Genomic DNA, 13546 nt, shown 5'->3' with positions numbered 1-13546 from the left:
CCAAATGCCAAACATGATGCCGATAATGGATAACAACCAAATGCCAAACATGATGCCGATAATGGATAACAACCAAATGCCAAACATGATGCCGATAATGGATAACAAYCAAATGCCRAAYATGATGCCRATAATGGATAACAAYCAAATGCCAAACRTGATGCCGATAATGGATAACAATCAAATGCCAAACATGATGCCATATCAACAGCCAATGATGCCGCCATATCCGCCGTATCAGCAACAAAATCCATACAATCAAATGCCGCCGCAATATACTTCTATGCCAAATCCAAATATGATGCCAATGGATAATAATATGCCGCCACTCGTGCAAGGTGAAGAAGATTGTGGATGCGGAGGAGAAAGTAGGTTATATAGTCCACAACCGGGTGGACCACAATATGCTAATCCTTTATATTATCAACCAACTCAGCCAGCATATGCACCGCAGCCAGGAACGATGTATTATCAGCCAGATCCACCAAATGTATTTGGAGAACCAGTTTCAGAAGAAGAGGATGAAGAGGAAGTTTAAAAAAGGTGGGGTTATTCCCGCCTTTTTTGTATTCGTGATGGTCAGGAATATGGTGAATTTACATTAAGTGCTAGAAAATTCCTAGTGAAATATTAACAGTGTAAAAAACCTCTCTGTTACTCATCATAAGGGGGAGCTTTTCGAAAGAGAAGTTCATTCTAACAAGGGGGGTTTTTATATTGAATACGAAAGTAAAAGTTATTGCTGCTTCTTTGTTAGTTACCAGTGCATTAGCTGCATGTGGTACACCAAAAGATAAGAATGCGATGGATGGACGTAACTCTAATTACGAGCGTACATCTTATAATGACACACACCGATATAATGATAATGTAACGCGTAACGATCGTTCTACAGATTATGTAACATATAGAAACGGTCGTAATGACGCAGGATCCAACTATTACCGTGATGTAAATTACAACGGGCAAATTGCTAATCCACACCCAACTCGTAATATTACAATGAACAATTCATACATTAACAATGATGGTAAAACTGCGGAGAAAATTACGAATCGTGTAAAACGTATGAATAACGTAGATCGCGTTTCTACAGTTGTATATGGAAACGATGTAGCGATTGCGGTAAAACCACGTAATTCGGCGACAGATGAAACAGCAATGGCRAACGAAATTCGTCAAGCTGTTGYGAATGAAGTTGGAAATAGAAAYGTWTATGTTTCTGTAAGAAATGACATGTTTACTCGTGTYGATGCAATGAGTACGCGTYTACGTAACGGYACAGTTACAAACGATTTTAATCGTGACATAACAAATATGTTCCGAGATATTCGTTACGGTCTGACTGGTACAGTACGATAACAAATCAAAGAGGAAGGGGATAGCCCTTCCTCTTTATTCATCTTTGTCTTGTAAACGACGTTTTTTAATGAAGTAACTAACAGAATAAGAAGTTAAAAAACATACGAAGAGGATACTACCTGTAAGGATAGCTTCAAACAGCGGTCTCTCTGGACTGAAAATGATATAAATAATAGCCATAATAATTCCGACGATAAGGGAGCGTAAGACAAGTTTGTAATAAGGAGTTAATGTTATTTCCTTTTCGCTTTCTTCTACATCAATTGAAACACTTAATTGTAAATAACTAAGTACAATACTTGTAAGAATAAATAATAGCCACAATGAAGATTTCGTCATTTGATCCATTCCTTCTGTGAATCCGATATAACCTAAAATTCCGATTATACCAATTGATTGAAAAAGAAAGGCAATACTTATGTTTTTTAACGTTTGAAGTATGAGGCGTTCATCTTTAATTTTTTTCAAGGCATTCATCCCCTGTTTATATTTATAGCATTAATTGTAACATATACATTACATTAATCAATTTATAATTTACATAAATTTCAATTGGTTGAAAGAGGAAGAAAAATATATTTAGAAATATATTGCGCTTCTACCTTTTTAATGTTATATTAGCAAAGCGATGAGCTAATTTACGTAAGTCGAGAGATATGCTTAAGTGCTAAACAMGCGAATGTGGTCGCCTGGTCTTTCGCCGTAAACGCATCAGACGCCTGCTTTGCAGGCGTCTTTCATTTTATATAAAAGTAAATGATACATGCAGATGAGGATTAACCCTTATCTGCATTTTTTGTCCCGCTATTTGTGGGCAGTAAGACTCCCACCTCAAAATTCGGCGAATGCGAGGGAGTTAGGTGGGAGATCAACTGCCCGTAAAAGCCCGATTGGTTCAACTAATAATCAGTGGGGGGATGAACAAAACCCCCCACTGATTAAAGTTTCACTTTATTTTCCTTAGAAATTTAATGCTATTGTTTATATGGATAAAACCCCCATTTCCGGAAAAGCTACAAATGAAAGTATGATTTTGCCTAGAAGAGGTGAACGGAAATGAAATGGATGCTAATTGCAGTGCAAGCTTTCGTTGTGATGTTTTGCTTAGCTTATGGATCCGATGTGAGGGCAGAAGTAGTAGAAAAAGAACCTGAAGTTACAATTTTATTAGAGCGCATGTATGTTGATGGAGAAGTAAGTGAGGAAATACTGACAGAAAAAGTAGCGGATTTAGAAAAGTTTTTGCAGCAATATAAAGAATGGCAACTTGTTGATCGTGATGATGTGCAAATCGTATTACAAAGGAAAGTTGATGATATTTCTCCTTTACTGAAAACGAGCGGTTATTTTGGTGTTTCAGAGGAAGGGATATTGCAAATTTTTAAAGGGGTACGCAGTACGCAGTGCAAAATAATAAAAAAAGCAGCTCAGGGTGAGCTGCTTTTTTTATTTATTCTTAGCTAAAATCTCTTTTGCGATTTCATCAATTAGCATATCTTTTCCGATTGGATTGAATGCTTTCGTATTGAAGACTTCATTCGATACTTCATATACGTGATTGTTTTTTACTGCTTTATTATCTTTCCAAACCGCACTGTTTTTATAGTCTTCGTACACTTTATCAGCTTCTCCGCCGAAGCTTACAATAAACATTTGATCAGGCTGGAATGCAACAAGACCTTCTAGTGATACTTGTGCCATCGTTTGTTTTAAATCTGTACCTTTTGTTGCTGGAAGTTTTAAGTCGTTAAAGATGATGTCACCATATCCGAAGCTACCGTATACACGGAAGTTTTGTGGTGTTACTGCAACGAACATAAAATTCTCATCTTTTGTTTTTTCTTTAATTTTTTTAGATAAAGAGTCTGCTTTTTTATCGTAGTCTGCAATCCATTGGTCTGCTTTCTTTTCTTCGCCAAATTGTTTACCTACTTCTTTAAACTTACCGCGCCAGTCTTCTARGTTTGTTTCTAGAACAACTGTCGGTGCAACCTTTTCTAATTGATCGTAAATTTTCAATTGACGATTGTTTAAAATAATTAAGTCTGGTTTTAAAGCGGTAACAGCTTCTAAATCAACTTTAGGTGCCCAGTACCAGCCAACTGCTTTTACTCCGTCTAACTTTTCAGTTAAATGATTTTGGATTTTATCTTTATATGTGTTTGCTGTACCGACAGGTTTATGACCAAGAAGTAATAATTCCTCTGTTGATCCAGATAAATCCACAATTCTCTTTGGATTAGCTGGAATTGTTGMTTCCCCTTTAGCATGTTTTACAACTTTTGTTTTCGGTTGTTCTTTTGCTTTTGCTTCTTCTTTTTGAGAAGAACAGCCAACGATAGAAAGAACAACTAGCATGATAGTAAATAAAATAAATAGCTTTTGTTTCATCCTGATGTAACCCCTTTAATTAATGTTGATAATCATTATCGAATTCTGTATATTAATGTTCTTTTTGTATTTATGTCAATAGAAAAAAACGGAAATTGTAAACGGGGAACATTTGTTGGGGCAGTCTCGCTTTTCTATTGTTAAATATGTTAAAATGGAATACATGATTTGAGAGGGAGAGATCGTATTTTGTTTGAATATGTTACAGGTTACGTGGAGTATGTAGGACCGGAATATGTCGTAATTGACCATAATGGAATTGGTTATCAAATTTTTACACCAAATCCGTATGTATTTCAAAGAAGTAAGCAAGAAATCCGTGTCTATACATATCATTATGTGAGAGAAGATATTATGGCACTTTACGGGTTTAAAACACGTGAAGAGCGTTTATTATTTACAAAATTGTTAGGTGTATCGGGGATTGGACCAAAAGGTGCTCTTGCAATTTTAGCTTCTGGTCAAACCGGACAGGTCGTTCAAGCGATTGAACATGAAGATGAGAAGTTCTTAGTGAAGTTCCCAGGCGTCGGAAAGAAAACAGCGCGCCAAATGATTTTAGATTTAAAAGGAAAACTAGCAGATGTTGTACCAGATGCGTTTGTTGATTTGTTCTCAGATACTGAAAGTTTTGATACGAAGAAAGGTTCATCAGTTGAACTTGATGAAGCACTGGAAGCACTGCGTGCACTTGGCTATGCAGAACGAGAAGTCTCTCGCGTTGTACCAGAGTTATTAAAAGAATCACTAACGACGGATCAATATATTAAAAAGGCACTTAGTCTTTTACTAAATGGTAAGAGGTGAGTATAATGGACGAACGTCTCCTTTCAGGGGAATCTGGATACGAAGATGCGGATTTAGAGTATTCATTACGGCCACAGACGCTCCGTCAGTATATTGGCCAAGATAAAGCGAAACATAATTTAGAAGTGTTTATTGAAGCGGCGAAAATGCGTGAAGAAACGTTAGATCACGTACTTTTATATGGCCCACCTGGACTTGGTAAAACGACGCTTGCGAATATTATTGCCAATGAAATGGGTGTTAACATTCGAACGACGTCAGGTCCTGCAATTGAAAGACCAGGAGATTTAGCGGCTGTATTAACAGCACTTCAGCCTGGGGATGTATTATTTATTGATGAAATTCATCGTTTGCATAGATCTATTGAAGAAGTGTTATATCCAGCGATGGAAGACTTTTGCCTTGATATCGTTATTGGAAAAGGACCGTCAGCTCGCTCTGTACGTCTAGATTTACCTCCATTTACGCTAGTTGGGGCAACGACGCGTGCAGGTGCATTATCAGCACCACTTCGTGACCGTTTTGGTGTACTTTCACGATTAGAGTATTATACAGTAGATCAGCTTTCTGCGATTGTAGAACGTACAGCAGAAGTGTTTGAAGTTGAAATAGATTCGTTAGCAGCATTAGAAATTGCAAGACGTGCCCGTGGTACACCTCGTATTGCGAATCGTCTATTACGACGTGTRCGTGACTTCGCACAAGTTCGCAGTGACGGAACGATTGCGATGGAAATTACACAAATGGCGTTAGAACTATTACAAGTAGATAAATTAGGACTTGATCATATCGATCATAAATTACTGCTTGGTATTATTGAAAAGTTCCGCGGTGGTCCAGTTGGATTAGAAACTGTTTCGGCAACGATTGGGGAAGAATCGCATACGATTGAAGATGTGTATGAGCCGTATTTATTACAAATTGGCTTTTTACAAAGAACGCCAAGAGGCCGGATTGTAACACCGCTCGCATATGAGCATTTCAGAATGGAGATGCCCAAAGTATGACGGAGATGCCAAAGTTGCTTATTACAGCTGGTATTTTGCTCATTGTTGTTGGATTAGCTTGGAAGTTCATAGGAAGGCTTCCAGGCGATATTTTTGTGAAAAAAGGTAACGTTACCTTTTATTTTCCTATCATTACATGTATTGTGTTAAGTATTGCATTATCTTTCATTATGTATATAATAAATCGATTCAAATAAGAAATAGGTGGATACAGTTATGGATATTAATCTGTTTGATTTTCATTTACCAGAAGAACTCATTGCACAAATTCCGCTTGAAGAGCGTGAAACATCAAGATTGATGGTGTTAGACCGTGAAACAGGAGATATTGAGCATAAACATTTTACGGACATTCTTTCTTACTTACAAGAGGGGGATTGCTTAGTTTTAAATGAAACGAAAGTTATGCCTGCTCGCTTGCACGGTGTGAAAGAAGATACAGGTGCACACATTGAAGTGCTTCTTTTGAAACAAGAGGAAGGCGATAAGTGGGAAACGCTTATAAAGCCAGCAAAGCGTGTAAAAGAAGGAACTGTTATCTCTTTTGGTGAAGGAAAGTTAAAAGCAACTTGCATTGGAACAGCAGACCAAGGTGGGCGTCAACTTGAGTTTTCATATGACGGCATCTTTTATGAAATTTTAGACGAGCTTGGAGAAATGCCACTTCCTCCATATATTAAAGAGACGCTAGAAGATCGCGATCGTTATCAAACGGTATATGCGAAGGAAATCGGTTCAGCAGCAGCACCGACGGCTGGCCTTCACTTTACAGAAGAGTTACTTGAGAAATTGAAGCAAAAAGGCGTCGGGTTAGCATTCATTACACTCCATGTAGGACTTGGAACATTTAGACCAGTTTCTGCAGATACTATTGAAGAGCATCATATGCACGCAGAGTATTACCATATGTCCGAAGAGACAGCTGCGTTATTAAACCGCGTGAAAGAGAATGGCGGCCGTATTATTACAGTAGGTACGACATCAACACGTACGTTAGAAACGATTGCGACAGATCATAGTGGTAAGCTTTGCGCCGCTTCTGGCTGGACAGATATTTTTATGTACCCAGGATATGAATTTAAAGCAATTGATGGTTTAATTACAAACTTCCATTTGCCGAAATCAACATTAATTATGCTTGTTAGTGCATTTTCAAATAGAGATAATGTACTTCATGCTTATAATGAAGCAGTAAAAGAAAAATATCGTTTCTTTAGTTTCGGTGATGCGATGTTCGTTGCATCTCACGCTAAAATGAGAAACAAATAAAAGGAGTAAATTATGACAGCAATTCGTTATGAATTTATTAAAACTTGTAAACAAACGGGTGCACGTTTAGGTCGAGTGCACACGCCACACGGCTCATTTGATACACCGACATTTATGCCAGTTGGTACACTTGCAACAGTTAAAACAATGTCACCAGAAGAATTAAAAGCAATGGATTCTGGCATTATTTTAAGCAATACGTATCATTTATGGCTACGTCCAGGCCACGAAATTATTCGTGAAGCAGGTGGCTTGCATAAGTTTATGAACTGGGATCGTGCAATCTTAACGGATTCAGGTGGATTCCAAGTATTTAGCTTAAGTGATTTCCGACGTATTGAAGAGGAAGGTGTTCATTTCCGCAATCACTTAAATGGCGATAAATTATTCTTATCTCCAGAAAAAGCGATGGAAATCCAAAATGCATTAGGTTCAGATATCATGATGGCATTTGATGAGTGTCCACCGTTCCCAGCTACTTTTGAATACATGAAAAAGTCGGTAGAGCGTACAAGCCGCTGGGCAGAGCGTTGCCTAAAGGCGCATGAACGTCCACAAGATCAAGGTTTATTCGGTATTGTACAGGGCGGGGAGTTTGAAGAACTTCGTCGTCAAAGTGCGAAAGATCTTGTTTCAATGGACTTCCCTGGCTATGCTATCGGCGGTCTATCTGTTGGTGAACCGAAGGATATTATGAATCGTGTTCTTGAGTTTACAACACCACTTCTTCCTGATGATAAACCACGTTACTTAATGGGTGTAGGTTCTCCTGACTCGTTAATTGATGGTGCGATTCGCGGTGTTGATATGTTTGACTGTGTACTTCCAACTCGTATCGCTCGAAATGGTACATGTATGACAAGTGAAGGCCGCTTAGTTGTGAAAAATGCGAAATTCGCTAGAGACTTCGGGCCGCTTGATCCGAACTGTGATTGCTACACATGTAAAAACTATTCTCGTGCGTACATTCGTCACTTAATGAAATGTGATGAAACGTTCGGAATTCGTTTAACGTCTTATCACAACCTTCATTTTCTGTTAAACTTAATGGAGCAGGTGAGACAAGCTATTCGTGAAGACCGTCTTGGCGATTTCCGCGAAGAGTTCTTTGAACAGTATGGCTTTAATAAACCGAATGCTAAAAACTTCTAATACATAATTTAAAAGGAGGAACACAAGATGAATGCAGGTATGATGAATATCGTTATGATTGTTGCGATGTTTGCGATTTTCTATTTCTTATTAATTCGCCCGCAACAAAAGCGTCAAAAAGCAGTTGCTCAAATGCAAAATGAAATCAAAAAAGGTGATGCTATCGTAACAATCGGTGGTTTACACGCTACAATCGAATCAGTGGATGAAACGAAAATTGTTGTTAAATCTGGTGGTTCACACTTAACTTTCGATCGCAATGCGATTCGTGAAGTTGTGAAAAACTAATGATGAAGGCCCTGCATGAAATGTGCAGGGCCTTTTTTTAACTATTTTGTTTTGACATATTTACACCGAAAATACCTCCGAGTGTACTCGCACCCATTAATGCTAATTGGTAGAGTAACTGTGAGTTCGATAAAGTTTGAGAGAAGCCTAAATAGTTAACGAGAAAGACGAGAAGAGCGAATGTAAGGCCTGTTGTGAAACCTACTAGCCATCCTTTTCCTTGTGCCTTTTTACCAGCAATAAATCCAGACATAAGCATAGATAGAAGGGCTATTATAAAAATAATAATTACTAATGTCCCTTCATTAATATTCGTAAATTTTAATAAAAGAGCCATGATCATACTTGTAATAGATGCGAGGATTAATAGGGTAATAATACCGAAGCCGATTGCGCTCGATAATTTTTTCGTTCCATCCATTATGCATTCCCCCTTTTTAATACAAGCATATTTTCATTTTGTTTAAGTTAGACTAGTTTCTTTTTTGTAGGGGAGCCTATAAGTAAAAAAAGGGGATGTAGAAATGGAATGGGTATCAATAATCGGACGAACAATGCTTTTGTATATAATCATTTTAATTATTTTTCGTCTTATGGGTAAACGTGAAATTGGAGAATTAAGTGTATTAGATTTGGTTGTATTCATTATGCTCGGTGAAATGGCTGTAGTGGCAATTGAAAATACAGATAAATCACTTTGGCATCAATTAGTTCCAATGACTTTTCTTATGTGTATACAAATCATTTTGTCGGTCATTTCTTTAAAGTTCCAGCGTTTTCGGCATTTAATAGAAGGGGAGCCTGCGATTCTTGTGAATGCAGGTAAAATTGATGAAAAAAAGATGCGGAAGCAGCGATATAACATAGATGATTTATTGATGCAACTACGTGAGCAAGGAATCGGAGATGTGCGTGATGTAGAATACGCTATTTTAGAACCATCTGGAAAGTTATCTGTCTTTCAAAAACAAAAAAGTAAAAAGAACAAAAATGATACACCAATTTTTACACTCCCACTAATTATTGATGGAGAAATTCAATACAATCATTTGCAAATGATCGAACATACAAATGAGTGGCTCGTTGAGAAATTGAATAAATTAGGTTATAAAGATGTGAAACAGATTGTATATTGTAGTTTTCAAAATGGACAATTTTTTGTTGATTTGAAAGAAAATTAGAGGCTTACCATTTTGAATGGCAAGCCYGCTTACTTCAAAAATGARAGTTTCCGAATGATAGGGAGACGACTTAATTCTTCTTTTCGAATGAGTTTGAAAACGAAGAGGAGAACGATATAAACGATTGTTGTTAAAGTGATTTCCCATAATGTTTGTATGCCAAGTGAATGAGAAAAAACGATATACTTATGAAGATAAAAACCGAAGGTACCAGCAATCCCGATAGCAATTCCGCCGAAAATATAGTCTTTTGCATAAATGGTAAATGCAATTTTCTTTAAAACAGTGGCGTAGTGAAGGAATGTTACGGTTACTATATTTGCTGCGATGGCGAGGGCAACCCCCATCATTTGGAACTCTGGGCGTGAAGCGAGTACAAAGATAACGATTAATTTTACGATAGCGCCAATAAAGGTGTTCATCATAGCAGCGCGTGCTAAGTTTAAAGCTTGCAACACAGATGTAAGGGGGCTTTGAAAATAATGAAATAAAAAGCAAGGTGCAAGAAGCTGGATGAACGCGGCCGCGTTGTCTGATCCGTACATGAGAGTTAAAACTGGAGAAGCAAATACATATAATATAACGACTGACCATCCGCCGGTTATTAAGGAAATTCGAAGTGCTTGTTGTAATCGGTGTTCTACTAATTTGTGTTGTCTCTTTGCCATTGCCTCGCTAATTGTCCATAAGGGAATAAAACGTATTTTTGCTCTCCTTTACAGTAGTGAAAAATCCAGAGCGTATAGATAAATGTTTTTCGCGTTGGAATAAAGTAAGTAAAAATAATAAAGATGCAACTTCGCCAAGAACAGCTGATAGCATGGCACCGGCTGCAGCATATTCTACGCCGTAAGGTAAAAATAACCGAATGCATACAGCAATAATTGTAATGCGGACAACTTGTTCTATGACTTGAGCGTAAGCGCTCGGCTTCATGTTTTGTTTCCCTTGGAAATAACCACGTAAAACGGAAGAAACTGCAATAACAGGGACGACAGGTAAAATAGCCATTAATGGATAGTAAGTTCTTTCATCTGTTAATAATGTTTTTGCTAAAATAGGTGTGAGTAGCATAATCCCAATTGTTAAAATGATACTAATAATGGATGTAACGGCTAGCGAGACAGTTAATATTTTTTTTACTCTTTGTTTATCGTTCACCGCTTCCGCTTCYGCTACAAAYTTTGCRATTGCAACAGGAAGGCCAATTTGTGTTARTGTAATTGCTAAAATGAAGGTGGGGACAGCCATCATATAAAGGCCAACGCCTTCTTCGCCTAAAATACGTGCCATTACAATGCGGTTAATAAATCCAAGGATTTTTGTAATAAAGCCAGCTATCATTAAAATAAATGCACCTTTTAAAAAGCTTTGTCTCGTCATACTCTTCTCCTACCTTCTCAAAATCAATGGAATGATTTACAATAATTTATATGCACGTATRAGACAAGAATGACAAGCATTTAAGAGAGTGAAGTATGAATGGTACTCTTGAAAGAAGTTATTACTGTCCATTAGAGCGGGATTAAAAGCGACTTTTCGTGCTGARATAAGAAGGAGATGTTTATATATGTTGGATAGAGAGGCTTTGGTAGAATCATACCGCGGACAGTTACAAGTCGTTTTAGAAAGTAAAGTAGAAGAGTTTCAGTTGTTCGGTTACGACCGAGTGACAGATAATGATATTTGGAAGTTTCTCAAGGCGAAAAAGTGGAAAAAGATAGAYAGTGATGTTAGGTTATATGAATTAGTAAATGATGTATTAAGAGTAAGTACTAATGAATATATGAATTATTTAACTGTTGAAGCATATCAAGCGCCACTTTGGTCGTTTGATGAATATGAAAATAAATAACCGACTGTAATTGGTTTGTTCTTCCTTTTGCAGTATAATGATAGGTATTGATAAAGAGGAATTAATTATGTCTAAGATTATATATAAAGGAGGTAGTGAAGAGGAAAAATAAATAATGAATAGTGTAGGTATTGTGAAAATCTTACCGACACAGCTAGTGATGAACTAGCGGAAATACATGTATTTTATAGAAAGTAAGTCTACTAACTAGGCGTATGCACACGTGCGAAAATGAATCGTAAGAGATTTATTGAAAGTGTTAGTAGCAGAAAGAGGGTACATATGGCAAAGCGTGGTACAAGAATTGCCGCCTTTTTCCTCATCGTTTTATTAATTGGTGGAGTAATTGGTGCGGCAGGAAAAGACATAGCAAAAGGAATTAGTCTAGGACTAGACCTTCGCGGTGGTTTTGAAATTCTGTATGAAGTAAAACCAGCCAAAAAAGGTGATAAAATCGATCGTGATGCACTTGTAAGTACAGTAGGTGCTCTTGAAAATCGTGTCAATGTTCTTGGTGTAAGTGAGCCGAACATTCAAATCGAAGGGGAAGATCGAATTCGTGTACAGCTTGCTGGTGTACAAGATCAGCAAAAAGCACGTGAAATGTTATCAACACAAGCGAAACTAACATTCCGTGATGTGGATGATAACCTGCTTATGGACGGAACGGATTTAAAAGGCGGCGGAGCGAAGCAAACATTTGATGAGCAAGGCCGTGCGAGCGTAGGTCTTACACTAAAAAGCGCTGAAAAATTCCGTGAAGTAACTGAAAAGATTTCAAAAATGCCACCACCAACGAATTTAATGGTAATTTGGCTTGATTTTGAAGAAGGAAAAGATTCATATAAAGCAGAATCTGCAAAAACGAATAATCAGAAGTTTTTATCAGCAGCAACAGTAAGCCAAGTATTTAACCAAGCTGARGTATCTATCGTAGGTGGAAACTTTACAGTTGAAAGTGCGAAAGAACTTTCATCTTTATTAAATGCAGGTGCACTTCCTGTTGATTTAAAAGAAATGTATTCAACATCTGTTGGAGCGAAATTTGGTCAACAAGCATTAGAGCAAACGATTTTCGCTAGTGCGATTGGTATTGCTATTATCTTCTTATTCATGCTTGTATTCTACCGTTTACCAGGACTTGTAGCGGTTATTATGTTAGGTTTATACATTTTCGTTACATTACTTGTCTTTAACTGGATGCATGCAGTTCTTACGTTACCGGGTATTGCGGCATTAGTGCTCGGGGTTGGTATCGCAGTTGATGCGAATATCATTACGTACGAGAGATTGAAGGAAGAGCTTAAAATTGGTAAGTCGATGATGTCAGCATTCCGTGCTGGTAACCATCGTTCATTATCGACAATTTTAGATGCGAACATTACAACAATTGCAGCAGCTGGTGTATTATTCGCTTACGGTAATAGCTCTGTAAAAGGATTCGCAACAAGTTTAATCGTAAGTATTTTAGTTGGTTTCATTACGAACGTATTCGGTACTCGTTTCTTACTAGGTTTACTTGTAAAGAGCCGTTACTTTGATAAGAAACTATCTTACTTTGGTGTTAAGGAAAAGGATATTATTCCAWTAACAAAAGGTGCAGTACATCCACCGACGAGATTTGATCGTATTAATTTCGTAAATATCGGTCATAAATTTTTCTTATTCTCARTTGTAGTTGTAATTGCTGGGGCAATTATATTACCGATTTTCAAAATGAATCTTGGTATTGACTTTGCAAGTGGTACACGTATTGACTTGCAATCAAAACAAGCACTTACTGTGTCTGACGTTCATAAAGACTTCAACGAACTGAAGATTGATGTGAAAGAAGAAAATATTGTACCGACTGGTAATGAYAATAAAGGTTTCGCTGTTCGTACGTTAGGCGTTTTATCGAAAGATGAAATTGCGAAAACAAAAACATTCTTTAACGATAAATACGGTACAGAGCCAAACGTAAGTACAGTTTCGCCGACAATCGGTAAAGAGATTGCACGAAATGCATTCATCGCGGTTCTGATAGCTTCATTGGTTATCATCTTATACGTAAGTATTCGTTTCCGCTTCACATATGCATTATCTGCGGTAATCGCATTRTTACATGATGCRTTCGTTATGATTGTTATGTTTAGTCTTTTCCAGATAGAGGTAGACTTAACGTTTATCGCTGCAATATTAACGATTATTGGTTACTCTATCAATGACTCAATCGTTACGTTTGATAGAAACCG

At 37.3% G+C, this 13546-nt stretch carries 14 protein-coding genes and 2 pseudogenes; 12 read left to right on the top strand and 4 right to left on the bottom strand.

Annotation, left to right across the window (positions count from 1 at the left end; genetic code table 11):
• Together exsA and AC1DJR_RS12310 are read left to right on the top strand one after the other, a co-directional pair.
• Positions 1-538, top strand: a pseudogene (gene exsA, locus AC1DJR_RS12315) (spore coat assembly protein ExsA); the annotation flags it as partial.
• Positions 539-717: 179 nt separating this feature from the next.
• Complete coding sequence (locus AC1DJR_RS12310; protein ID WP_477002712.1) at positions 718-1362, top strand: YhcN/YlaJ family sporulation lipoprotein; 645 nt, start codon at positions 718-720, stop codon at positions 1360-1362.
• Between the two features lie 33 nt (positions 1363-1395).
• On the opposite strand, the gene AC1DJR_RS12305 is transcribed toward AC1DJR_RS12310, so the two are convergent.
• On the bottom strand, positions 1396-1830 hold the full coding sequence (locus AC1DJR_RS12305; protein ID WP_429686935.1) for a branched-chain amino acid ABC transporter substrate-binding protein: 435 nt from the start codon (positions 1828-1830) through the stop codon (positions 1396-1398).
• 588 nt (positions 1831-2418) lie between these two features.
• Between AC1DJR_RS12305 and AC1DJR_RS12300 the strand changes: the two genes are divergently transcribed.
• Complete coding sequence (locus tag AC1DJR_RS12300) at positions 2419-2826, top strand: BofC C-terminal domain-containing protein (protein ID WP_477002711.1); 408 nt, start codon at positions 2419-2421, stop codon at positions 2824-2826.
• Here AC1DJR_RS12300 and AC1DJR_RS12295 read toward each other — a convergent pair.
• Positions 2809-3753 (bottom strand): iron-hydroxamate ABC transporter substrate-binding protein, encoded by a 945-nt coding sequence (locus AC1DJR_RS12295; RefSeq protein ID WP_477002710.1) that lies wholly within the window; start codon positions 3751-3753, stop codon positions 2809-2811. The genes AC1DJR_RS12300 and AC1DJR_RS12295 overlap by 18 nt on opposite strands.
• A gap of 189 nt (positions 3754-3942) precedes the next feature.
• Here AC1DJR_RS12295 and ruvA point away from each other — a divergent pair, with 189 nt between their 5' ends.
• From ruvA to yajC, 6 genes are read left to right on the top strand one after another with little or no spacing between them, the layout of a single operon-like run.
• Positions 3943-4560, top strand: coding sequence for a Holliday junction DNA helicase RuvA (ruvA, locus tag AC1DJR_RS12290; RefSeq protein ID WP_002088786.1), 618 nt, complete (start codon positions 3943-3945; stop codon positions 4558-4560).
• Between the two features lie 5 nt (positions 4561-4565).
• The gene (gene ruvB / locus AC1DJR_RS12285; RefSeq protein ID WP_215576566.1) at positions 4566-5567 is read left to right on the top strand and encodes a Holliday junction branch migration DNA helicase RuvB; all 1002 of its coding nucleotides are present in this window, start codon (positions 4566-4568) and stop codon (positions 5565-5567) included.
• Positions 5564-5764, top strand: a complete 201-nt coding sequence (locus AC1DJR_RS12280) for a DUF2905 domain-containing protein (protein WP_000138161.1) — start codon at positions 5564-5566, stop codon at positions 5762-5764. The genes ruvB and AC1DJR_RS12280 overlap by 4 nt, the downstream gene beginning before the upstream one ends.
• A gap of 19 nt (positions 5765-5783) precedes the next feature.
• Positions 5784-6836, top strand: coding sequence for a tRNA preQ1(34) S-adenosylmethionine ribosyltransferase-isomerase QueA (queA, locus tag AC1DJR_RS12275; protein ID WP_002088783.1), 1053 nt, complete (start codon positions 5784-5786; stop codon positions 6834-6836).
• A gap of 12 nt (positions 6837-6848) precedes the next feature.
• Positions 6849-7988: a tRNA guanosine(34) transglycosylase Tgt gene (gene tgt, locus AC1DJR_RS12270; protein ID WP_002015319.1), complete on the top strand. Its 1140-nt coding sequence runs from the start codon at positions 6849-6851 to the stop codon at positions 7986-7988.
• Between the two features lie 27 nt (positions 7989-8015).
• Positions 8016-8276, top strand: coding sequence for a preprotein translocase subunit YajC (yajC, locus tag AC1DJR_RS12265; protein WP_002034132.1), 261 nt, complete (start codon positions 8016-8018; stop codon positions 8274-8276).
• A gap of 37 nt (positions 8277-8313) precedes the next feature.
• Here yajC and AC1DJR_RS12260 read toward each other — a convergent pair whose 3' ends face one another.
• Positions 8314-8697: a TIGR04086 family membrane protein gene (locus AC1DJR_RS12260; RefSeq protein ID WP_002165041.1), complete on the bottom strand. Its 384-nt coding sequence runs from the start codon at positions 8695-8697 to the stop codon at positions 8314-8316.
• A gap of 103 nt (positions 8698-8800) precedes the next feature.
• On the opposite strand from AC1DJR_RS12260, the gene AC1DJR_RS12255 reads away from it, so the two are divergent.
• A complete protein-coding gene (locus AC1DJR_RS12255; protein WP_215576565.1) occupies positions 8801-9457 on the top strand; it encodes a DUF421 domain-containing protein in 657 nt (218 codons plus the stop codon).
• 29 nt (positions 9458-9486) lie between these two features.
• Here the strand turns inward: AC1DJR_RS12255 and AC1DJR_RS12250 are convergent.
• A pseudogene (locus tag AC1DJR_RS12250) lies at positions 9487-10840 on the bottom strand (oligosaccharide flippase family protein).
• A gap of 187 nt (positions 10841-11027) precedes the next feature.
• Between AC1DJR_RS12250 and AC1DJR_RS12245 the strand changes: the two are divergent.
• A complete protein-coding gene (locus tag AC1DJR_RS12245) occupies positions 11028-11312 on the top strand; it encodes a post-transcriptional regulator (RefSeq protein WP_215576564.1) in 285 nt (94 codons plus the stop codon).
• Positions 11313-11594: 282 nt separating this feature from the next.
• Positions 11595-13546 (top strand): protein translocase subunit SecDF (gene secDF, locus AC1DJR_RS12240; protein ID WP_477002709.1); only part of this gene is annotated, 1952 nt, incomplete at its 3' end.

This window comes from Bacillus sp. 05T31, from assembly GCF_056396725.1.
The sequence above is the reverse complement of the archived record's forward strand: the minus strand, read 5'-3'. Positions and strand labels throughout refer to the sequence as shown.

Excerpts from the sequence above, each read along its gene's own strand:
- AC1DJR_RS12300 (WP_477002711.1), top strand. The coding sequence starts at position 2,419 with ATGAAATGGATGCTAATTGCAGTGCAAGCTTTCGTTGTGATGTTTTGC.
- AC1DJR_RS12280 (WP_000138161.1), top strand. The coding sequence starts at position 5,564 with ATGACGGAGATGCCAAAGTTGCTTATTACAGCTGGTATTTTGCTCATT.
- queA (WP_002088783.1), top strand. The coding sequence starts at position 5,784 with ATGGATATTAATCTGTTTGATTTTCATTTACCAGAAGAACTCATTGCA.
- tgt (WP_002015319.1), top strand. The coding sequence starts at position 6,849 with ATGACAGCAATTCGTTATGAATTTATTAAAACTTGTAAACAAACGGGT.
- yajC (WP_002034132.1), top strand. The coding sequence starts at position 8,016 with ATGAATGCAGGTATGATGAATATCGTTATGATTGTTGCGATGTTTGCG.
- AC1DJR_RS12260 (WP_002165041.1), bottom strand. The coding sequence starts at position 8,697 with ATGGATGGAACGAAAAAATTATCGAGCGCAATCGGCTTCGGTATTATT.
- AC1DJR_RS12255 (WP_215576565.1), top strand. The coding sequence starts at position 8,801 with ATGGAATGGGTATCAATAATCGGACGAACAATGCTTTTGTATATAATC.